The 21,812-nt window shown below is 36.8% G+C and carries 14 protein-coding genes; 8 read left to right on the top strand and 6 right to left on the bottom strand.

All coding sequences use genetic code 11. From position 1 onward, the window contains the following. Positions 1-168: 168 nt before the first annotated feature. From proC to AO058_RS10940, 5 genes are all read left to right on the top strand, one after another. Positions 169-972, top strand: coding sequence for a pyrroline-5-carboxylate reductase (gene proC, locus AO058_RS10960; RefSeq protein WP_075326596.1), 804 nt, complete (start codon positions 169-171; stop codon positions 970-972). A gap of 40 nt (positions 973-1,012) precedes the next feature. Beyond that, positions 1,013-1,783 carry a glutamate 5-kinase gene (proB, locus tag AO058_RS10955; protein ID WP_075326595.1) on the top strand — a complete coding sequence of 257 codons (771 nt, stop codon included), beginning with the start codon at positions 1,013-1,015 and terminating at the stop codon, positions 1,781-1,783. 45 nt (positions 1,784-1,828) lie between these two features. Further along, on the top strand, positions 1,829-3,028 hold the full coding sequence (locus AO058_RS10950; protein WP_075326594.1) for a glutamate-5-semialdehyde dehydrogenase: 1,200 nt from the start codon (positions 1,829-1,831) through the stop codon (positions 3,026-3,028). Positions 3,029-3,171: 143 nt separating this feature from the next. After that, positions 3,172-5,037, top strand: a complete 1,866-nt coding sequence (locus tag AO058_RS10945) for a M61 family metallopeptidase (RefSeq protein ID WP_075326593.1) — start codon at positions 3,172-3,174, stop codon at positions 5,035-5,037. 111 nt (positions 5,038-5,148) lie between these two features. Continuing rightward, positions 5,149-7,152 (top strand): monovalent cation:proton antiporter family protein, encoded by a 2,004-nt coding sequence (locus tag AO058_RS10940; RefSeq protein ID WP_075326592.1) that lies wholly within the window; start codon positions 5,149-5,151, stop codon positions 7,150-7,152. Here AO058_RS10940 and AO058_RS10935 read toward each other — a convergent pair. Continuing rightward, positions 7,149-9,395, bottom strand: coding sequence for a bifunctional SulP family inorganic anion transporter/carbonic anhydrase (locus tag AO058_RS10935; protein ID WP_083634170.1), 2,247 nt, complete (start codon positions 9,393-9,395; stop codon positions 7,149-7,151). The two genes, AO058_RS10940 and AO058_RS10935, sit on opposite strands and share 4 nt — an antisense overlap. A gap of 198 nt (positions 9,396-9,593) precedes the next feature. On the opposite strand from AO058_RS10935, the gene AO058_RS10930 reads away from it, so the two are divergent. Both AO058_RS10930 and AO058_RS10925 read left to right on the top strand, forming a co-directional pair. Next, the gene (locus tag AO058_RS10930; protein ID WP_075326591.1) at positions 9,594-11,264 is read left to right on the top strand and encodes an ABC1 kinase family protein; all 1,671 of its coding nucleotides are present in this window, start codon (positions 9,594-9,596) and stop codon (positions 11,262-11,264) included. A 57-nt stretch (positions 11,265-11,321) separates the two neighbouring features. Continuing rightward, positions 11,322-12,818 (top strand): S10 family peptidase, encoded by a 1,497-nt coding sequence (locus AO058_RS10925; protein ID WP_075326590.1) that lies wholly within the window; start codon positions 11,322-11,324, stop codon positions 12,816-12,818. Between the two features lie 132 nt (positions 12,819-12,950). Here AO058_RS10925 and thrC read toward each other — a convergent pair whose 3' ends face one another. From thrC to AO058_RS10900, 5 genes are all read right to left on the bottom strand, one after another. Further along, positions 12,951-14,246, bottom strand: coding sequence for a threonine synthase (gene thrC / locus AO058_RS10920; protein WP_075327951.1), 1,296 nt, complete (start codon positions 14,244-14,246; stop codon positions 12,951-12,953). A 95-nt stretch (positions 14,247-14,341) separates the two neighbouring features. Then, a complete protein-coding gene (locus AO058_RS10915) occupies positions 14,342-15,265 on the bottom strand; it encodes a homoserine kinase (protein WP_075326589.1) in 924 nt (307 codons plus the stop codon). A 3-nt stretch (positions 15,266-15,268) separates the two neighbouring features. Then, positions 15,269-17,716: a bifunctional aspartate kinase/homoserine dehydrogenase I gene (gene thrA, locus AO058_RS10910; protein WP_075326588.1), complete on the bottom strand. Its 2,448-nt coding sequence runs from the start codon at positions 17,714-17,716 to the stop codon at positions 15,269-15,271. A gap of 331 nt (positions 17,717-18,047) precedes the next feature. Then, entirely contained in the window at positions 18,048-19,511 is a 1,464-nt protein-coding gene (locus AO058_RS10905) for a magnesium chelatase (protein ID WP_075326587.1), read from the bottom strand. Between the two features lie 146 nt (positions 19,512-19,657). Beyond that, complete coding sequence (locus tag AO058_RS10900) at positions 19,658-20,788, bottom strand: vWA domain-containing protein (protein ID WP_075326586.1); 1,131 nt, start codon at positions 20,786-20,788, stop codon at positions 19,658-19,660. Between the two features lie 190 nt (positions 20,789-20,978). Here AO058_RS10900 and AO058_RS10895 point away from each other — a divergent pair, with 190 nt between their 5' ends. Continuing rightward, positions 20,979-21,794 (top strand): phosphatase PAP2 family protein, encoded by an 816-nt coding sequence (locus AO058_RS10895; RefSeq protein ID WP_075326585.1) that lies wholly within the window; start codon positions 20,979-20,981, stop codon positions 21,792-21,794. The last annotated feature ends 18 nt before the right edge of the window (positions 21,795-21,812 follow it).

Below are 21,812 nucleotides of genomic sequence, written 5' to 3'. Positions count from 1 at the left end.
TAGTTTAACCTAATATTTTATTAGTTACGGTCAAAATAAATTAATTTAATCCTTGCTTTTGGCAGGCAAGTACGGTTTTATTGGGAAACATTGCATGGTCTTTGTTCTTAATGGCCCAGACTTGAAAGTCTAAAAGTTGAAATAAATTAATTAACCAAAAAATAAAGAATGAAAGTATTAGTAATTGGAGCAGGAAATATGGGACTTACTTACGCCGAAGGAATGGCGAAGTCTAGTTTACTTAATCACCGAAATCTAATGATTTTTGATAAATCGGCTGAAATAATAACTACACTTAGCAAAGTAGACCATTTTGATGTATACGATGATATTGAAGAATGCTTACCAAAGGCAGACATCGTATTCCTTGCTGTAAAACCCTATCACTGTGATGATTTATTTGAGGAAATAAAACCTTTAGTAAACGACCAGCAAATATTTGTCTCTTTAATGGCCGGCGTTACTATAGATAAAATACAACAAGGTTTAAACGTGAAAAAAGTTGTGCGTTCAATGCCTAACCTTCCTGCACAGGTAGGAAAAGGAGTTACCTCGTTTACCGAAGCAAAAGAAATCTCTCGGGTAGAACTTCTTATGGTTAGAAATTTATTAGACACCACGGGAGCTTCAATTCATGTAGAAACAGAAAAATTTATAGATGCTTCTACAGGAATTTCAGGAAGCGGGCCGGCTTATGTATTCTATTTTATGAATTCTATGATGGAAGCAGCATTAAAAATGGGCTTTTCCAAGAACGACTCTAAGGTTTTGGTCAGCCAAACATTTGAAGGTGCCGTAAAACTTTTTAACGAATCAGATCTGTCGGCCAGCACCTGGATGGAGCGCGTTGCTTCTAAGGGAGGGACAACCCGTGCAGCTTTAGATTCTATGGACGATAATAACGTTGAAGAATTAATTAAAGATGCGGCTTACGCGGCATTTGACAGAGCTGTAGAACTGGGAAAAGAGTAATCTAAATCTAAAAAAGGAAGTTTAAATATAACTTTATAAAATGGAAAAAAAGAGAATCGTAGTTAAGGTCGGGACCAATGTAATGACCAATAAAGATAACAGGATTTTAGGCCCTGTACTAAAACATCTTGTAGAACAAATAGCTACACTATATGAAGAGGATGTAATGGTAGTTCTCGTTTCTTCAGGATCGGCAATTGCCGGAAAAGAAGTTCTTGGAGATGTAGATATTGAAGATGCCTCAAAAAGAAGACAGGTATTTTCTGCAGTGGGCCAACCACGTATGATGCGTCACTACTATAGTATCTTCCACGATTTTGGAATGCGCTGTGCACAGGTACTGGCAACTAAAAGAGATTTTAGCCCGGGTATTCACCGCGAAAATATGATTAACTGTTACGAATCTTTATTATCTGAAGGAATTATCCCTATTGCTAATGAAGATGATGCAGTATCGGTAACAATGTCTATGTTCTCTGATAATGATGAACTTGCAAGCCTTGTTGCTGAATTAATTAATGCTGATGCCTTAATTATTTTAAGTGATACAGATGGATTATATACCGGCCATCCAGAGGACGATGAATCAGAAAAACTTAACAAAGTTACGGTTGATGAAAACGTAGAAAAATACGTACAGGAATCTGGAAAAGGCGAAGGTGAAGGCCGTGGTGGTATGGAGTCTAAAATTAAGATTGCCAAAGGTACCGCTGCTAAAAACATTACCACTTATATCGCAAACGGTAAACAGAAAAATGTAATTCTGGATATCGTAGCAGGTAAACCGGTAGGTACAAAGTTTACCGCATAGAAAAATAAAAATTGAAGTTTAATCAAACTAAAAATAAATCGAATAATGAAATTATTAGATTCTAAAACCAAAAATAACGTTTTGCAATCCATGATTAATATTTTGGATAAAAGACGTGAGGAAATAGTAGCCGCAAATAAAAAAGATCTTGACGCTTTTGGCGAAGGAGACCAGGCTATGCGTGATAGATTGGTAGTAAACAATGCCAAGGTAGACGATATGATACGCTCTGTAAAAGAAGTTATGGACCAGGAAGATCCTGTAGGCCAAACTATAGAGCATAGAAGATTGGATACCGGTTTAGATATTACCAACAAAACCGCACCATTCGGAACGATCATGATTATCTATGAATCCCGTCCCGATGTTACAATTGAAGCCGCTGTACTTGCTTTTAAAGCAAATAACAAGATCTATTTAAAAGGTGGAAAAGAAGCAAACCATTCTAATAGAATTCTTGAGGAATGCTGGCACGAAGCGCTTCAGGAAAACGGTTTGGAAAAAGACTGGATCGAGCTATTACAAATGAATAGAACCGAAACCCAGGAGTTCCTTAAAAATCCGCCACAACATATAGATTTAGTAGTTCCAAGAGGTGGAGAAAAGCTTATTGCTTTTGTAAAAGAACATTCTACAGGTGCAGTTTTAGTTAGCGGACGAGGAAATAATTTCCTTTATGTTTCTAAGAATGCCAATTTTGATACCGCTAAAAAAGTAATGTTAAATGCTAAAATCGATAAGATTTCAGGATGTAATGCATTAGATAAGGTATTAGTTGATAAAAACCTACCAGACTTTGAAAAAAGAGTAAAAGAATTGTATGATATGTTCACAGAGAATAAAGTACATATTCAGGTAGACGATGATATCGCTAAGATACTTCCAAATGAAGAAAAAATACCATCTGAAGATACCTGGTATGAAGAATTCCTGGCCATGAGAATTGTACTTGGTGCTATTGATGGTAACGACGCCGCAATGGATAAAATCAATAAATATTCAGGAGGACATTCAGCTGTGATTATCACTGATGATAAGAAAGAAGCCGCCAACTTTATGGAGCAGGTAGACAGTGCCGCTGTGTACCACAACGCTTCTACTAGATTTACAGATGGTGGCCAAATGGGAGTTGGTGCAGAGCTCGCTATTAGTACCGATAAACTTCACCACCGTGGGCCACTTGGTTTAAAACAATTGGTTACTAATAAATACTATGTATTAGGAGAAGGCCATATTAGAGAGTAGTTTTTTCTCTAAAATAAGCTTTAAAACCGCTGAGAAATTCAGCGGTTTTTTTATGCTCAATTTTTATAAAAACAAAATTTTTTCTTTTATAAATGTAACTTTTACGCACTTCTTGAGTCTTATAAAAAAAGAAACGTTTATCAATGAAAAAAGCTATTTACACGCTGGCCTTTATTGGCGCCCTATATAGTTGTAAAACCACGCAAACCTCAAAAGAAAATCAACCCGTAATTGCAAGCATAGATCTTGTAAATGTTGAAGAAGACAAAGTTTCGGTGAGCGTTGATCCCGATAGGTTTACTAGTGACAATACTACTTTTTATATTCCTAAAACGGTGCCCGGCACCTACTCTACAGATAATTACGGAAAATTTATCGAAAATTTTAAAGCGCTGGATTACGATGGAAATGAACTGGAATTTGAAAAAATTGACGATAATTCCTGGAATATTCCAAACGCTGAAAATTTAGACAAAGTAAGCTATCAGGTTAACGATACTTATGATATTGAAGACGAAGAAGGTGTTTTCTCGCCCTCGGGAACCAATATTGAAGCAGGTGAAAATTTTATGCTTAACCTCCACGGATTTGTAGGTTATTTTGAAAATAAACAGGAAGAACCTTACCGGCTTCTAATTAAAAGACCACAAGGTTTAATTCCCGGTACAGCTTTAAGCAAAACGGTTGCTGCCTCAGAAGATATGGCATTTAAAGAAGATATTTATTCTCTGGGCCGATATTTTGAAGTTATAGACAACCCAATTATGTATGCTAAACCAGATACCACTAGTTTTATGGTAGAAGGTATGGAGGTGCTCATTAATGTATATTCTCCAAATGAAAAATATACTTCAGAAAGTATAAAACCGGGAATTGAAGAGATGATTAGCGCACAAAAACGCTTTTTAGGAGAAGTAGATAACACCGGCAAGTATGCAATTCTGTTATATCTTTCAGATAGCGAAAAACAAGATGCACGTGGTTTTGGTGCTTTAGAACATCACACTTCTACGGTAGTTGTACTTCCCGAAGCTATGCAGCCTGAACAATTACAAAAAACAATGACCGATGTGGTTTCTCACGAATTTTTCCACATACTTACTCCCTTAAATGTTCATTCAAAAGAAGTTCATTATTTTGATTATAACGATCCTAAAATGTCTCAGCATTTATGGATGTATGAAGGGGTAACCGAATATTTTGCGAACCTTTTCCAAATAAACCAGGAGCTTATAGAGAAACAGGATTTTTACGATAGAATTTCAGATAAAATAAAATCGGCGCAACAGTTTGACGACACAATGCCATTTACCGAAATGAGCCAAAACATTCTGGAAGATCCTTATAAAGACAGTTATTACAACGTATATCAAAAAGGAGCCTTAATTGGAATGGCTTTAGATATTCGGTTAAGGGAATTAAGCGATGGCGAAATGGGAATTCTGGATCTTATGAAAGCCCTTAGCGATAGATATGGAATGGACAAGCCTTTTGAAGATGAAGAATTATTTGATGATATTGTTGAACTTACTTATCCTGAAATTAGAACTTTCCTGGAAACCTATGTTAGCGGAACAACACCAATTCCCTACAACGATTTTTTTACCAAAGTAGGACTTGAAGAAAGTGAAACCGAAATTAATACCGGCTATTTTATTAAAGGGCAAACCCCTTATATAGATGGTGATCCTGCTAAAGGTGAATTGTTTTTCAGAGAAAATATTCAGTTCAACTCGTTTTTACAGGAACTTGGTGTAAAAGGTGGCGATATAATCAAAACGGTAAACGGCGAAGAATATAATATTCAGAATGTTTATAATCTAATTATGAAAGCTGAATCCTGGGAAGAAGGTGAAGAAGTGAGTTTTGTAGTAATGCGAGACGGCGAAGAGGTAGAACTTACAGCTACTACTGCCCAACCCACTGATACCGATACTACAATAACCGAAAAAGATCTGCCTGAAAGTAGCAAAGAAGTAAAACTTAGAAATGCTTGGTTAAAAGGTTAATAGATTTTAATTTAAGTATTTTCAGCGGCGGGAATTCCCGTCGCTTTTTTATTTCCATAATCGGGTTTTATCTTTTAAATTGGAAGACCTAACCAACTTGAAGATTAATTTATGGAAATTCCTATTTTACAGGATATTGTTATTATCCTGGGACTCTCAATTTTGATAATTCTTTTATTTCAAAAGATAAAAGTGCCATCAATCCTGGGGTTTCTTCTCGCTGGTATAATTGCAGGTCCATATGCCTTTAACCTTATAAGTTCTTCTCACGAGGTAGAATTACTATCAGAAATTGGTATTATTTTCCTGCTTTTTGTTATTGGAATTGAGCTCTCTATAAAAGAGCTTATTTCTATGAAAAACACCGTCTTAATTGGCGGCGGGCTCCAGGTAGGTGGCACAATTCTATTCACTACAATCGTTGCTTATTTTTTCGGTTTACCTTTAAATTCGGCAGTTTTTCTAGGGTTTTTGTTCTCTTTAAGTAGTACCGCAATAGTTTTAAAACTCATCCAGGAACGTGGAGAAATTACCGCACCGCACGGCCGGGTTGCGCTTGGAATTTTAATTTTCCAGGATATAATTGTAGTTCCCATGATGTTGCTCACCCCAATATTAGCCGGTGATGGCGGCGATCTCCTTACTACCCTCTTAATTCTTATTCTTAAAATTGTTGGTGTTGGCGTGGTTATTTATTTACTGGCGCGATATATTGTACCCAGAATTTTTAGTATGGTGGTTAAAACAAAAAGCAAAGAGCTTTTTATATTAACCACTGTAGTTTTTTGTTTTGCCATTGCCTGGCTCACCTCTTCTGTAGGCCTATCTCTTGCTTTAGGTGCCTTTTTCGCAGGACTTATTATTTCTGAATCTGAATACAGCCACCAGGCTACAGTAAACGTTTTGCCATTTAGAGAGATTTTTATCAGTTTCTTTTTTATCTCGGTTGGTTCTCTCCTGAATTTAGAATTTTTTATCAATAATATTTTGATGATTCTTCTATTGGTTATTGGAGTTGTATTTTTAAAAATGCTGGTAGTTGGTGCTACGGTTTTATTGCTGAAATATCCGCCAAGAACAGTTTTATTAAGTTTATTCAGTTTATTTCAGGTAGGTGAATTCTCCTTATTGCTTTCTGGAGTTGGTTTAGATAATAATATTATACCAAATAGTGTTTATCAATATTTTTTAGCGATTTCAATAATTACTATGGGGCTTACCCCTTTTCTAATTGCGGCGGCGCCAAAGATTACTTATTCAATACTTAAGGCCAGGGTGCCTTCATCCGTAAGGCATAGACTGGAAAGTTTAAATAAACTTAAGACTACTGAAGAAACCGATGAACCTAAGAAACTGGACGATCATTTAATTATTATTGGCTACGGAATTAATGGTGAAAATATTGCGAAAGCCGCCCGAAACGCTGAAATTCCTTATGTTATCTTAGATACCGATCCTGTAACTTTTAAAAAGGCGAAAAATAATAATGAACCTATTATTTTTGGAGATGCAACCAACTCCTTAATTCTAAAACATCTTCACGTCCAGGAAGCAAGGGTTATTGTTATTGCAATTTCTGACCCGGGAGCTACAAAAAAGATTATTAGTAACGTACGTTTATATTCTAAAACAGCTTTTATTATTGTAAGAACTCGTTATGTTAGGGAGATTGAAGAAAATATTAAACTGGGAGCCGATGAAGTAATTCCAGAAGAATTTGAGACTTCTATAGAAATCTTTAACCGGGTGCTTAAAAAATACCTGGTGCCTTATAACGAGATAATGGATTTTACTGCCAGTATTCGTTCGTCAGATTATGAGATGTTAACTTCAGTAAAAGGAAGGCCGCATAAACCTTCGTTACAGCATTTACATATTCCAAACCGGGAAATTGTAACCTTAAGTGTGCAGCAGAATAACAGGGATATTGTTGGAAAAAGTATTCAAACTTCCGGAATTGGTAAGAACTTTAGAGTTACTGTACTGGCCATAAAAAGAGATACTCAATACATTACTGAAATTCTCCCGGACACTAAAATTAAACAAGGAGACTTATTATATATTTTTGGAAATCCGTTAAATATTAACAGGCTAAACGAAGCGCTTTCATATTAGGAAACTGTTGCAGAATCATATAATTCAGAGAATTCAATTTTTCCGTTTTCCCGGTTAAAGAATGCAGTGGCGAGTCCTAATTTACCCTGTGATATTCGTTCCCTTAAATATGGATTTTCTTTTATAATACGCTTTTGTGATTCTTTTACACTCCAGCGTGTGATAAGATCGGCATAAGTATATAAATCTTTTTCTTCAAATTTAGCCGGGATTTGTTTCGCTTTTAATGCTTCAGCAATAAGGGAATCGGGATTTTGATATCCGTTTTTCATATATTCATTTAAAGCTTCCAGGTAAATTTTATTCGACGAATTTCCCATAAGAAGTATAAAACGTGAGCCCTGCTGTTTACAGGCAATTTCAATACTCTTAATAATATGACTATCTACAAGATTACCGGCGGCTCTAATGGGAATTAAATCTCCAATCCCGGTATTCATCATAACATTTAAAGGCTCCCTTAAATCTATGCAGTTTACTACAGTAGCAAGTGGCGGCGAATTGATAAAATCCATTAATTCTTTATTCCGAAGTCGTCTGGAAACCAATTTTCCATCTACGTATCTTGAATTTCCCTCCTTTAAATAATCCAGGATTTCCTGCGGTGTAGATCTTTCTTTAGATTCTTCAATATCCTCCCGAACAAAATCTAATTCTTTCCCTGCAGAATATTTATCTTTAAGGCCAATAATACTTACGTTAATATTATTTTCTTCGGCAAAAGTGGTTTTAAAATCTTCAAAGATCTCCAGTATATCGTGATCTATATAACTGGAAAAAGTAGCATCAATAATCACGTTAGAATTCTGCGGCACATTCCATAAACTGTTTTTAATTGAAGCTTTATTAAAAAATGAAACTTCGTTAGAAAGCTCTAATCTTATGGTTTCTCCTTTAAATATTTTAGTATTTTCAATAAAAAATGCGTTGTGATAATTACTGCGCAGTAAAAAGAAAATACTCACCAGGGACCCAATAAAAATCCCGATTAATAAATCGGTTAAAATAATAGCCACAACGGTCACAACAAAAGGAATAAATTGGTTCCATCCCTTTTTATACATCGTGCTAATTACATCCCAGGAGGCCAGTTTATAACCCACTACCAATAAAATTACCGCAAGGCTGGAGAGCGGAATAAGGTTTAAAATGGAACTTAAAAACAAAACGCTTAAAAGCAGGAAAATTCCGTGTAAAATTGTGGAAAGCTTGGTTTCGGCCCCGGCATTAATATTTACCGAGCTTCGCACAATTACTGATGTTAACGGAATACCTCCTACTAATCCGGCTATTGTATTTCCAATTCCCTGGGCTACCAATTCCCGGTTTGGAGGCGTTTTCCGCTTATGCGGATCTATTTCATCTGCAGCTTCAATGGCCAATAAACTGGCTATAGAGGCGATAAGTGTTATTGTAATTGCAACACCCCAAACTTCAGGGTTAGTGATAGAATTGAAATCTGGGAAAGTTACAAGTTCGCTTACACGATCTATTTTTGGAATATTCACCAGGTATTTTTCACTTAAATGGAGTACGGGAGCTATATACTTGAAAAGTAAATTTAAAAATACGCCAAGAATTACCACAATTAAGGAAGGCGGCAAAAGTTTAAAATTCTTAAGCGGACTTTTCTCCCAGAAAATAATGATTGCTAGTGAAATTATAGACAAAACTACTGCGCCGGGGTGCAGAGAGTAAAAAAAGTTTTTAAACATAGCAATAGCCTGTTCCAGAAGGTTATCTCGTGCTCCAAAATTTGCTCCTGAATCTTGAATGAATCCAACGGCATAAGGAAGCTGAGCGATGATTAAAATAATTCCAATCGCTGCAAGTAGGCCTTTAATAATATTGGAAGGCATATAATCGGCTATAAGTCCGGCTTTAAGAATTCCCAGGATAAACTGAAAAATTCCACCAAGAACAACCGCCATTAAGAACACATCAAAACTCCCAAGAGAAGCTATAGAAGCTAAAACCACCGCAGTTAAACTGGCAGCAGGACCACTAACACTTACCGATGAATGGCTTACGCTTCCTATTACAATTCCACCAATAATTCCCGATATTAATCCGGAAACCAAAGGGGCACCGCTTGCAAGTGCTATTCCAAGGCACAAAGGAAGGGCTACAAGAAACACTACAATACTGGAAGGAATATCTTTATCCATTCGGGAGAATAAGGGTTTGCTTAAAGCAGCCTGATCTACCTTTTCCCTGAAATTAAAATTGCCATTTTTTCCCATTAATTTTAAGTATGAAAAAAGATTAAAATTAAATGCTGAAAATAGGAAATTTAGTGGTTAACCAACTAATTTCTGTAAAACATTCAAAAGGTTTCTTAAATAACACCAAAAAAACGGACTGCTTTTCGGTACATATTGGTGTTATAATTTTAAATAGATATCTTTAAAAAACTAAATAACATAACAACCAATAATCTTATGTCTGTACTTCCCGACGATCTTTTGCGTTACCAGAAATTTATAGGCTTTATGCTAAAATACTGGAACAGCGATCTATTTGCCAATACCGCGTCGCAGGCAATGGATGAAAAATCAGATTCAGATAATTCACAGAATTCATACGATCAAAGCCCAGATGAACTGGTAGAAGATCTAAAAAATATGGGGCCTACCTATATTAAAATGGGCCAGCTGCTTTCTACCCGTCCAGACCTTCTTCCAGATGCTTATTTAAAGGCTTTAGCCACTTTACAGGATGATGTTCCTCCTATTCCTTACGAAGAAGTTCATCGCATTGTGGAAGAAGAAATAGGCACCAGGATTTCTAAAGCTTTTGATAGTTTTGATGAAGAACCTTTGGCCAGTGCTTCCATAGGGCAGGTACATAGGGCTACTTTAAGATCGGGAAAACCAGTGGCGGTAAAAATTCAAAGACCGGGAATTAAAAAACAATTCCTTTCAGATTTAGATACTTTAAAAGAACTGGCAGAGCTGGCTGTAAAACACAGTACAACCGCCCAAAAATATGCCTTTGATGATGTTTTAACTGAACTTAGGCGTATTCTACTCCAGGAGTTAGATTACCATCGTGAAGCACAGAATTTAATTACCCTTGGAGACAATTTAAAGGATTTTAAATATTTAATTGTACCGCAACCTATTCAGGACTATTCTGCGGCTAAAGTCCTTACCATGGAATATATTGAAGGCAGAAAGATCACTTCAATATCTCCACTTAAACAAATTGAAGTAGATTATTCGCCCCTTGTAGATGAACTGGTTAAAGCCTATTTGCAACAAGTAATTAATGATGGGTTTGTTCACGCCGATCCACACCCCGGGAATATTCAATTTACAAAAGATGATAAAATTGCCCTGATAGATCTTGGGATGGTTGCCAAGTTTAGCCCGGGAATTAAACAATATATTTTAGAACTTTTATTAGCTATTAGTAATAATAATGGAGAAGAAACCGCTCGTGTTCTATTAAGTATGAGTGAGGTTACAGAAGATGCCAACCTTAAATTCTTCAAAAAGACCATTTCTGATATTATTATGGATAGCGAGCATAGTACGGCTAAAGATATGCAAACCGGTCGGCTTCTTATTCAATTAAACAGGCTTGCAGCCGAAAGCGGAATTCACCTCCCTGTAGAAGTGAATATTCTTGGAAAGATTCTTCTAAATATGGATCAGATAATCGCGGTTTTAGATCCAGAATTTGATCTTAGAGATGCCATTAAAAGACATTCTACCAAGATAATGCGAGATAAGATGTATGAAGAATTAAAGCCTGAAAACTTTTTCTCTTCGGTATTAGCTTCAAAGAAATTTCTAGAATACTTACCCGATCGTTTAAATACAATTTCAAAGAATTTATCTGAAAATGAATTTAAAATTAAGATTGATGCCATAGATGAACAACGGGTTACCGATGGTTTCCAAAAAGTAGCCAATCGTATTACTCTGGGCCTAATTATAGCAGCAATGATTATAGGTGCTTCAATGCTTATGCAGGTTCCGTCAGATTTTACAATTTTCGGTTACCCGGGTCTCGCAATGATTTTCTTCTTACTCGCAGCAGTTGGAGGCATTATTCTTAGTTATATCATTATTTTTCGGGACGAAAATCTCAATAATAAAGATTAGCCTGTTTGGGGAATTGTGGATTTCAGTGTATTTTTCGGTTCTAAAAATTAGAACCACATGAAAAACATCTTTACCCCTCTTTTTTTACTTGTTTTTATAACTACGGCCTGGAGCCAGAAAGTTGAAATTCCGGTAGATACTACGGTCACCACCAGTCATTCGGTGACTATTAATTCAAAAAATATAGATTATTCGGCCACTACGGGCATGCAGCCACTTTGGAATAATGATGGTGAACCAATTGCCAGTTTATTCTATACTTATTATAAAAGAAGTGATGTAAAAAATACGGAAAACAGGCCACTGGTTATTTCTTTTAATGGCGGACCGGGCTCTGCTTCTGTTTGGATGCACGTTGCCTATACAGGCCCACGAGTGTTAAAAATTGATGATGAAGGATATCCAATTCAGCCTTATGGAATTAAGGAAAATCCTCATTCAATTTTAGATGTTGCAGATATTGTTTACGTAAACCCCGTGAACACTGGCTACTCCCGCCCTATTCCAGATGAAGATGGAAAAGTAGACAGGGAAAAGTTCTTTGGCGTTCAAGCCGATATTAAATATTTAGCCGAATGGCTGAATACTTTTGTAAGCAGAAATGAACGCTGGTTATCGCCAAAATATCTTATTGGTGAAAGTTATGGAACTACCCGTGTTTCAGGTTTAGCTCTAGAATTGCAAAACAGCCAGTGGATGTACCTTAACGGAGTAATTTTAGTTTCTCCAACCGAAATTGGCATAGATCGCGATGGCCCGGTGGGCATAGCAAATAGGTTGCCATATTTCGCAGCCGCAGCCTGGTACCATGATGCTTTACCGGCAGAACTTCAGAATAAAGAGTTAGAAGATTTGCTGGAAGAAGTAGAAAAATATACTATAAATGAATTAACGCCGGTTCTTGTAAAAGGCGGTTTCACTGAAACTGCAAAAAAAGCGGAAGCAGCCGAGAAAATGGCTTATTATTCAGGAATTTCTAAAGAAGTAATTCTTCAGAATAATCTTGATGTAGATTATCGTTTTTTCTGGAAAGAATTAAAGCGAAAAGATGGCGTAACCGTTGGTAGACTGGATTCCAGATATCTTGGAATAGACGCCAAAGAAGCCGGAGATTCTCCAGATTATAATGCTGAGCTTACTTCCTGGTTACACTCGTTTACTCCCGCCATAAATCATTACCTGAGACAGGATCTTAATTTTAAAACAGATTTGAAATATTATATGTTTGGCCCCGTTCATCCCTGGGATCGCAGCGGTGATAATAGCGGTGAGAATTTGAGACAGGCAATGGCGCAAAATCCTAATTTGGATGTAATGATTCAATCGGGTTACTTTGATGGCGCTACTACCTATTTTAATGCAAAATACACGATGTGGCAATTAGACCCAAGCGGAAAAATGAAAGACCGACTTAGTTTTAAAGGCTACGAAAGCGGACATATGATGTATCTGCGAGCAGAGGATCTCAAAAATGCCAATGAGGATATTCGGGAATTTATAGAAAACAGTCTTCCAAAAGAAGGCGCTCCTGCGAAGTATTATTGCAATAAATAGTTTGGGAAGAATTGTTCATCTAACGTCACCCTGAACTCGTTTCAGGGTCTAATATCTACTTCAACTTAGATTCTAAAATAAATTCAGAATGACGAAATTCAGATAATCCTTCCCAAACATTTTCTTTCTTAACTATTGCATCAAATAAGCTTTCAATTCATTATAATCTGAGATATTGAAAGCCTTTTTCTCTTTTTTCATCGCTTCTTGAATGGAAGCCGGAATTTCCACTTTTTCTCCAATCACATCCTCTACAGTTTCCAGGAATTTTACCGGATGTGCAGTTTCCAAAAATATACCGTAATAGTCGGGGTTTTCGGCTAAAAATTCCTGAAGCCCAAGATAACCAACTGCTCCGTGAGGATCCATTACATAATTATACCTTTCCTTTACTTCTTTAATGGCCTTTCTGGTTTCTTCATCAGAATAACTAAAAGAAGAAAGTTGTTTTGATAGCGGTTCAAATTCATTATTGAACAATTCCAGGATTCTTACAAAATTACTGGGATTTCCAACATCCATCGCGTTAGAGATAGTCTGTACGCTGGGTTTCGGACTATATTCTTGCGATTGCAAATAACGTGTCACTACATTATTTTCGTTATTGGAGGCGATAAAACGGTCTATGGGAAGCCCCATTTTTTTAGCTAACATTCCCGCACAAATATTTCCAAAATTTCCACTGGGAACTGAAAAAACCAGTTTTTCCTGTTTTTCAGTCAATTGTTTATAGGCAAAAAAGTAATAAAACATTTGTGGTAACCAGCGCGCAACATTAATGGAATTAGCTGAAGTTAGTTGGCGTTTTTCACTTATTTCAGCATCAGAAAAAGCTTTTTTAACCATATCCTGGCAATCGTCAAAATTTCCATTTACTTCTAATGCGGTGATATTCTGGCCAAGGGTGGTAAGTTGTTTTTCCTGGATTTCACTCACTTTCCCTTTAGGGTATAGAATTACTACATCTATTCCTTCAACACCTAAAAATCCATTAGCCACCGCGCCCCCGGTATCTCCCGACGTAGCTACTAAAACTGTAATTTTCCCAAGATTTCCTTTCTTTACAAAATGCCCCAGGCAACCCGCCATAAAGCCTGCACCCACATCTTTAAATGCCATCGTTGGCCCATGAAATAATTCAAGCGTTCCTGTGTTTTCTGAAATTGGAACTACCGGAAATTCAAAGTTTAAAGTTTTCTTTAGAATTTCCTGAAGACCGTTTTTATCAATTTCTTCACCTACAAAAGGTTTTATGGCTTCAAAAGCAATTTCCTCTTTGGATAGTTCTCCTAAATTCTGAAAAAAATCTTTAGATAAATTAGGAATTTTTTCAGGAAAATAGAGTGCTTTTCCCGGTGCAAGTCCTCGAACAACTGCATCTTCAAAGGAAACTTTATGATTTTTATCGTTTAAACTAATGTATTTCATCTGTATAAATTTTATCCCCATTTAAGTTTTGGCAAGAGCTAATTATAATGCTCCTATTAGTGCTAATTTCAGGGTCCAGCATCATGCTGGTTTCATTATGATAGTATTTTTATGCCTTCGGGATTAATTTTAGATAAATGCAGATCGAAATCTATATTTTTATCCTGATAAAATTCCTGGAATTCGGCTTTTACTTTTTCGGCTACCGTATCACCTTTGCACATAGCAAAAACTGAAGGTCCCGAACCAGAAATTCCAAAACCAAGGGCTCCATTTGCTGCAGCCAAATTTTTAAGTTCATCGAAATACGGAATTAAAATAGACCGCACCGGTTCTATAATCTCATCTTTTAAACTTCGGCCTAAAAGTTCATAATCCTGGGTATAAAGCGCACTTACAAGTGCTGCTAAATTCCCCCATTGGCTAATTGCTTTTTTTAGTTCTACATTTTGCCTAATTACCGACCTTGAATCACGGGTTTTTAATTCGATTAACGGATGCAATATCAACATTCTTAATTCAGGTAAACCAGGTAAGCTAATTATCTCCAGAGGTTCGTAGCTTTTCACCAGGGTAAAACCGCCCAGGAGTGCCGGGGCTACATTATCGGCGTGAGCATTTCCACTTGCAAGACGTTCCCCTTCCATCGCAAATTTTATTAATTGATTTGCTGAAAAAGGTTCACCCAGCAATTTATTAATTCCGAAAACGGCGCCTGCAGCGCTAGCTGCGCTACTTCCAATTCCACTCCCAGCTTTAATATTTTTCTTTATTTCAATATCAAAACCCTGTTTTTCATTTAATTCGGAAAGCATAGCATTTGCCGCAACCCCGGCCACGTTTTCTTCAACCTCTAAAGGTAAATCCTGGCCGGTGATTTTAGTGATTCTTAGTTTTTGTGCTGAATTTTTCGAAATAATCATCTCGTCACCAACGCCGTCTAAACAACAGCCTAACACGTCAAATCCGCAAGAAAGGTTAGCCACCGTTGCCGGTGCAAATAGTTTTATTTTATCCATAACCTATTTCTTTCCTATTCTTATTACATCGGCAAATATTCCTGAAGCGGTAACCTCGGCTCCTGCACCGGCTCCTTTTACAATTAATGGTTGTTCAGGATAACGCTCTGTGAAGAATAACACGATGTTATCGCTACCGCTCAAATTATAAAATGGATGCTGAGAATCTACCGATTGTAGACCTACCACAGCTTTTCCATCTTCCAGTTGCGCCACGTATTTTAATTGTTCTCCTTTTTCTTCTGCCGATCTATAGATTTCCTGAAATTTTGGTTCATCTTTTTTCAGCAACTCGAAAAAATCTTCATTATTAGTGGTTGCCAAACTTTCTTTAGATAAGAAATCTTCACTTTCAATATCTTCAAGCTCCATTTCGTATCCACTTTCACGGGCAAGGATCAAAATTTTACGTGCAACGTCTACACCACTTAAATCAATTTTAGGATCTGGTTCTGTATAACCTTCTTTCATTGCCATTTCTACAGTTTTATAGAAAGGATCTTCAGCTTTATAGGTATTGAATACAAAGTTTAGACTACCAGAAAGCACGGCCTGGATTTTAGTAACCCTATCTCCCGAAGCAACCAGGTTTTTTAGCGTATCTATAATAGGCAAACCGGCTCCCACGTTGGTTTCGTATAAAAATGAAGCACCATATTCCCGGGCCAGGTTTTGTAATTCCTGATAGTTTTCAAAACTATCTGCACAGGCAATTTTATTACAGGTTACCACCGAAACCGAATTTGCTAAATATTCTTTATACCAGGCTGATATATCGGGACTTGCCGTATTATCTACAAAAATGCTGTTTCGTAAATTAAATTCGTCCACTTTTTTAAAGAATTCAGCCTTATCGGCTTTTTCTCCTTTTTCAAGAGCTTTTTCCCAGTTTTCTAAATCAATCCCATTTTCATCAAAAAGCATTTTTCGGGAATTAGATAAGCCATGAACCCTAACCTTTAATCGAAGTTTTTCCAATAAGAATTTTTCCTGCTTCTTCAATTGGTTTAGTAGTTTACTCCCCACATTTCCAACACCGGTGATAAACAAGTTGAGCTCTTTAGAAGGCACTTCAAAGAATTGTTCGTGTAAGGTATTAAGCGCTTTTTTTACATCTTTTTTAGAAATAACAGCAGAAATATTTCGTTCTGAAGATCCCTGGGCAATTGCCCGAATATTGATATTATTGTTACCCAGGGCACTAAACATTTTCCCGCTTAATCCGTGGTGACTCTTCATTCTATCCCCTACAAGCGCTACAATGGCCACATTCTCTTCAATCTCTACCGGTTTGATTTTTTTATACTGAATTTCAACCTCAAAAGCTTCATCTAAAGCTTCTTTAGCAAGTTCAGCTTCATCATCCTTCACTGCGATACAGATACTATGTTCTGAAGATGCCTGGGTAATTAAAACAACGTTTATATTTTCTTGAAAAAGCACTTCAAAAAATCTTTTGGAAAAGCCCGGAATACCAACCATCCCGCTACCTTCAATATTCAGAAGTTTTATAGAATCAATATGCGTTATCCCGGTAACCCAACGGAAATTCTTCTCTGAAGATTTTGAAATAAGCGTGCCCGTTTCATCGGGTTTAAAAGTGTTTTTTATTAAGATATTTATTTGTTTATCCAGCAAAGGTTGAAGCGTTGGCGGATAAAGGACTTTAGCACCAAAATGTGATAATTCCATCGCTTCCTGGTAAGAAATATCCTTTAGCGGATATGCGTGTGGCACAATTTGCGGATTGGCGGTGTACATCCCGTTCACATCGGTATAAATAAGCACTTCCTTTACATCTAAAGCAGCACCGTAAAGGGCCGCCGTAAAATCTGAGCCACCACGGCCAAGCGTACTGGGAACACCTTGTTCGTTCCTGGAAACAAAACCTGGTGCGATATATAACGAAGCATCTTTTGTTTCAAAATAGTCTTCAATATTCGCATTGGTTTGCGCATAATTTACCTGAACTTTTTCATTGGTGTTTTTACAAACAATTAGTTCACGAGAATCTATATATTGAGAATTTACGCCAAGATTTTTGAAATATTCAGCAATAATTAGAGAAGATAAAACTTCCCCAAAACCAGCAACTACGTGGCGGGTTTTATTAGAAAGTTCGTTGAGTAAATAAACACCTTCATACAAAGTTTCCAGGCGATTAAGTTCGGTTTTTACTTTACTTAAAATACTGCTTTGTGCGTTTACCGGAATTAACTCACGAACTGCTTCAAGATGTCTTTTTTCATTTTTTATAAGAATATCTTTGTAAGCAAGATCTTCACGAGAAGCGAGATCTGCCATTTCCAGCAAATCGTTGGTAACACCGCCAAAAGCGGAAAAAACTACCAGGGTTTTATCTTCTTTTAAATGTTTTTGAACAGTTTTAGCTACGAGTTTTATTCGTTCTGGAGAGGCCAAAGAGGTACCTCCGAATTTTAGGACTTTCATAAGTCAAATTAGTTAAATTAGAATGATTGTGTTTAAAAAAAACAGGCGTGTACGGAAGTGCTATGTAGAATTATACCCCAAAAGGGGTAATACGAATAATCGTCATGCCAGAAATGCCCGCGTTAAAAACGCTTCTTGAAGTGCCGAAATTTATGCTTTCTGTTATCTTCATTTTTGACCTTATTCTGGTGATAAAAGTATATATTTTTAAGTGTAATAAAAACAAAAATGACAATTTACCGGCAGAATTATGAATTTCATTTTATTCAATAAAAAAAATACCCGATTAATAATTTAACCGGGTATTTTTTCGTTTTATTTTAATAATTACTTAAAGATCACTTATATAACTTCCGTAGAGATCTTTAAACTGAACACCGGTGGCGAAACGATGCTTGCTTAGTTTCTTGTATTCTACTAATGCCCAAAGCAAAAATTCTTTTAAAAAGTAAGAATCTTTCTCTGAAATTTCCGGTTGATACTTTTTAATCAGTTCATTTAATGGTTCTACAGAATCCAGTTTTTCTTTGTATTCTGCATCAGAAAGATCATCGGGTAACTCAAAACCGCTTTGTTCAAAAAACCATTCTACTAAATCGTCGTAAGGCGTGGTTTCATCAGGCTTTTGTAACTTTTCTATCTTAGGAAAATACTGTGGAAATAAAGTTTTTACTGAATCTCCAATTAGCTGAAGGGCAACACTTGCCGCTCCTTCTTCTTCCCCTTCATAAACCAGTTCTACTTTTCCCGTAATGGAAGGAACTACACCCAGAAAGTCTCCAAACCTCAACAAGGTTTTATCGTCTCCAGATTTCAATGAACGTCTTTCTGCTGTACTTAGTAGATTTTCATAAGCCGTGATACTAAGCCTGGCACTAATTCCGCTTTTTTCATCTATAAATTCACTTTCACGAGCTTCAAAACTAATTTGTTCCAAAAGATCTTTAGCGAGTTCCGGTACATGAACCAATTCGCTTTGTCTTTTATCCAGTTTTGCTTCCTGTGCGGTAATTGTTTTAGCAATCTTAATACTATCTGGATAATGCGTTAATATTTGGGAGCCAATTCTATCTTTTAAAGGAGTTACAATACTACCACGGTTGGTATAATCTTCAGGGTTAGCGGTAAATACAAACTGAAGGTCTAGCGGTAATCTTAATTTAAAGCCGCGAATTTGAATATCGCCTTCCTGAAGAATGTTAAACAAAGCTACCTGGATTCGCGCCTGCAAATCGGGTAACTCGTTGATTACAAAAATACTACGATTGGCCCGCGGAATCATTCCGAAGTGGATTACACGATCATCGGCATAGCTTAATTTTAAATTTGCAGCTTTAATTGGGTCTACATCCCCAATAAGATCGGCCACGGTTACATCTGGTGTAGCGAGTTTTTCAAAAAATCGTTCCTCTCTATGTACCCAGCTAATTGGAGTTTCATCTCCTTTTTCTTTTACTAATTCTGTAGCATAACGGGAAATTGGATTTAGGGGATCGTCGTTAATTTCTGAACCCTGAATCACCGGCATGTATTCATCCAGTAAATTCACCATTAAACGTGCGAGACGGGTTTTTGCCTGGCCTCTTAACCCAAGTAGGTTAATATTATGCCGGGACAAAATTGCGCGTTCCATTTCAGGAATTACACTATCCTCATAACCGTGAATTCCGGGGAAAGTAGGTTCGTTCTTCTTTATTTTTTCAATTAAATTTGCCCTGAGTTCTTCTTTAATTCCGCGACTTTTATATCCAGATTTTTTAAGTTCTCCCAGTGTATTTATATTTTCTATTTTCATATTTGTTATTTTATTTCTGATCTAAAATTCGGAATGATTTTTCTAACTATATACGTCAAGCTAAACTTGTTTCAGCTTCTATTACATTATGATTTCTAACATCTTAGATCCCGAAACAAGTTCAGGAAGACGGTAAAATAATTTTACTAATTCCCCCTTACTCTCTTTTTCCTATTGGTTTCATAATCTTCAAAAATCATTTCACCAAGGCCTTTTAAGCCGGTGTAAAAAGCTTTCCCCTGGTTGGCATAGGTAAACTCCCTTACAAACTGCATTAAATAAGGATCTTGCGCGATCATAAATGTAGTAATAGGAATATGTAGTTTTCTTGCCTGGCGAGCCATTGTATAACATTTGCCTAAAATATAAGGATCAAGACCCATACTGTTTTTATAATAAGAGCCGTCGCGTTCTCGCAGGCAACTCGGCTTTCCATCGGTTATCATAAAGATTTGACGGTTTGTGCTCCTTTTTCTTCTAAGAATATCCATAGCCAGTTTTAAACCCGCCACGGTATTGGTATGGTATGGTCCTACTTTAAGATAAGGAAGATCGGCTATAGAAACCGGCCAGGCATCATCTCCAAAAACAATAATATCCAAACTGTCTTTGGGATATCTGGTAGTAATCAATTCGGCCAAAGCCATCGCTACTTTTTTCGCCGGAGTAATACGATCTTCGCCATATAAAATCATACTATGACTAAGATCTATCATAAGCACAGTACTCATTCTGGATTTGTAATGGGTTTCCTCCACCACCAAATCCTCTTCAGTCATATTAAAATTCCCGATACCGTGATTAATTTGGGCATTTCTTAAACTTTCGGTTACCGAAATCTTATCAGGCGAATCTCCAAATTGAAAATTCCTGAAATCACCCGTATGTTCGTCTCCCCTACCTACGTGATTGGTTCTATGACTTCCCGACGCACTTTTCTTCAGTTTTCCGAAGATCTGGTCTAAAGCCTGTTTTCTAATAGCTCGTTCGGTTTTGGCTGTAATCGCCATACCACCACCCTCGTCTTCCGTTTCCTCTTTTATGTAACCTTTCTTTTTAAGGTCTTCTACAAAATCATCCAGGGTGTAATCTTCCGTGGTTAATTTGTATTCGTCGTCTAACTGTTTCAGCCAATCCAGGGCTTCATCTAAATCTCCTGAAGTATGAGTAATTAATTCTTTAAAAACTTCAAAAAGCCTGTCAAACGGTGACTTTTCAGGCTCCTCAAACTTATTAAAAACAAATCCGCTTCCCTGTCTATAATCTTTCTTCTTCATATTCTAAAATTACGGTATTTTATATAGAATTAGAAAATCTTTAGCTGCAACAGGAATTAAACTTATGTTAATCTAAAAATTGCTTGTATTATATTTAGAAGGCCAATATTGTTATTCTTTTCTTAAAAACTTCAGTGTTTACGATGTAGTTAAGAGATTTGAATATAATTAAAACCACAATAAGAGATTAATGAAAAATTTGCTTTTACTCAGTTTTTGTTTTGTTCTTAGCTATACTAGTTTTTCCCAGGGTTCCCCCTATAAAACCGATGCCTGGACAGATGGCGCCTATATTGCCGGTACCGTTGGATTAAATGTATTAGGATTCACTTTTATCCAGAATAAAGATGCACTTACTGAAGCTGAAGTTGCAGATTTAGATAAAAATGATATTTGGGGAATAGATCGTTGGGCAGCTGGAAATTATTCTGAAGAAGCTGATGCTTTAAGCTATATACCCTTTTATGCAGCCCTGGCCGCTCCGCTTGCTTTACTACCCGGTGAAGCAGAGCGAAATAATTTTGGACAAATAAGTGTTTTATTTGTAGAAACCATGGCTACTACGGGCGTCTTTTATACTATGACTGCCGGTTTAATAGATAAAAGCCGACCTCTTGTTTATAATGAAAATCTTCCGTTGGACGAACGTGCCGAGGGTGGTGCACAACGCTCGTTTATTGCAGGGCACACTGCAGTTGCTGCTGCCGGCAGCTTTTTTGCCGCCAAAATTTTTAATGATTTTCATCCTGATTCTAAGGCCGTTCCTTTTGTTTGGGGTGGAGCCACAGGAGTTTCGGTTTTAATGGGATATTTAAGAACAAAAGCCGGGAAACATTTTCTTACAGATAATATTGCAGGTGCCGTAGTAGGTGCCGTTAGCGGAATATTAATTCCTGAATTGCATAAAAAAGGCAAAGAAAATATTGATCTTTATCCTACCGCTAATTTTAATATTAACGGCACGGGAATCAACACTAAAGGCCTTGCGCTTTCTTATAAGTTCTAAGTAAGACTATTGTTTAAT

Origin of the sequence: Salegentibacter sp. T436, from assembly GCF_001932675.1 — a bacterium.
GTDB lineage: Bacteria > Bacteroidota > Bacteroidia > Flavobacteriales > Flavobacteriaceae > Salegentibacter > Salegentibacter agarivorans.
Note: the sequence above shows the minus strand (reverse complement) of the source record. Positions and strands in the feature narration are given on the sequence as shown.

Bases quoted from the DNA above. Each gene is read 5' to 3' on its own strand.
- proC (WP_075326596.1), top strand. From the start codon at position 169: ATGAAAGTATTAGTAATTGGAGCAGGAAATATGGGACTTACTTACGCC.
- proB (WP_075326595.1), top strand. From the start codon at position 1,013: ATGGAAAAAAAGAGAATCGTAGTTAAGGTCGGGACCAATGTAATGACC.
- AO058_RS10950 (WP_075326594.1), top strand. From the start codon at position 1,829: ATGAAATTATTAGATTCTAAAACCAAAAATAACGTTTTGCAATCCATG.
- AO058_RS10945 (WP_075326593.1), top strand. From the start codon at position 3,172: ATGAAAAAAGCTATTTACACGCTGGCCTTTATTGGCGCCCTATATAGT.
- AO058_RS10940 (WP_075326592.1), top strand. From the start codon at position 5,149: ATGGAAATTCCTATTTTACAGGATATTGTTATTATCCTGGGACTCTCA.
- AO058_RS10935 (WP_083634170.1), bottom strand. From the start codon at position 9,395: ATGGGAAAAAATGGCAATTTTAATTTCAGGGAAAAGGTAGATCAGGCT.
- AO058_RS10930 (WP_075326591.1), top strand. From the start codon at position 9,594: ATGTCTGTACTTCCCGACGATCTTTTGCGTTACCAGAAATTTATAGGC.
- AO058_RS10925 (WP_075326590.1), top strand. From the start codon at position 11,322: ATGAAAAACATCTTTACCCCTCTTTTTTTACTTGTTTTTATAACTACG.
- thrC (WP_075327951.1), bottom strand. From the start codon at position 14,246: ATGAAATACATTAGTTTAAACGATAAAAATCATAAAGTTTCCTTTGAA.
- AO058_RS10915 (WP_075326589.1), bottom strand. From the start codon at position 15,265: ATGGATAAAATAAAACTATTTGCACCGGCAACGGTGGCTAACCTTTCT.
- thrA (WP_075326588.1), bottom strand. From the start codon at position 17,716: ATGAAAGTCCTAAAATTCGGAGGTACCTCTTTGGCCTCTCCAGAACGA.
- AO058_RS10905 (WP_075326587.1), bottom strand. From the start codon at position 19,511: ATGAAAATAGAAAATATAAATACACTGGGAGAACTTAAAAAATCTGGA.
- AO058_RS10900 (WP_075326586.1), bottom strand. From the start codon at position 20,788: ATGAAGAAGAAAGATTATAGACAGGGAAGCGGATTTGTTTTTAATAAG.
- AO058_RS10895 (WP_075326585.1), top strand. From the start codon at position 20,979: ATGAAAAATTTGCTTTTACTCAGTTTTTGTTTTGTTCTTAGCTATACT.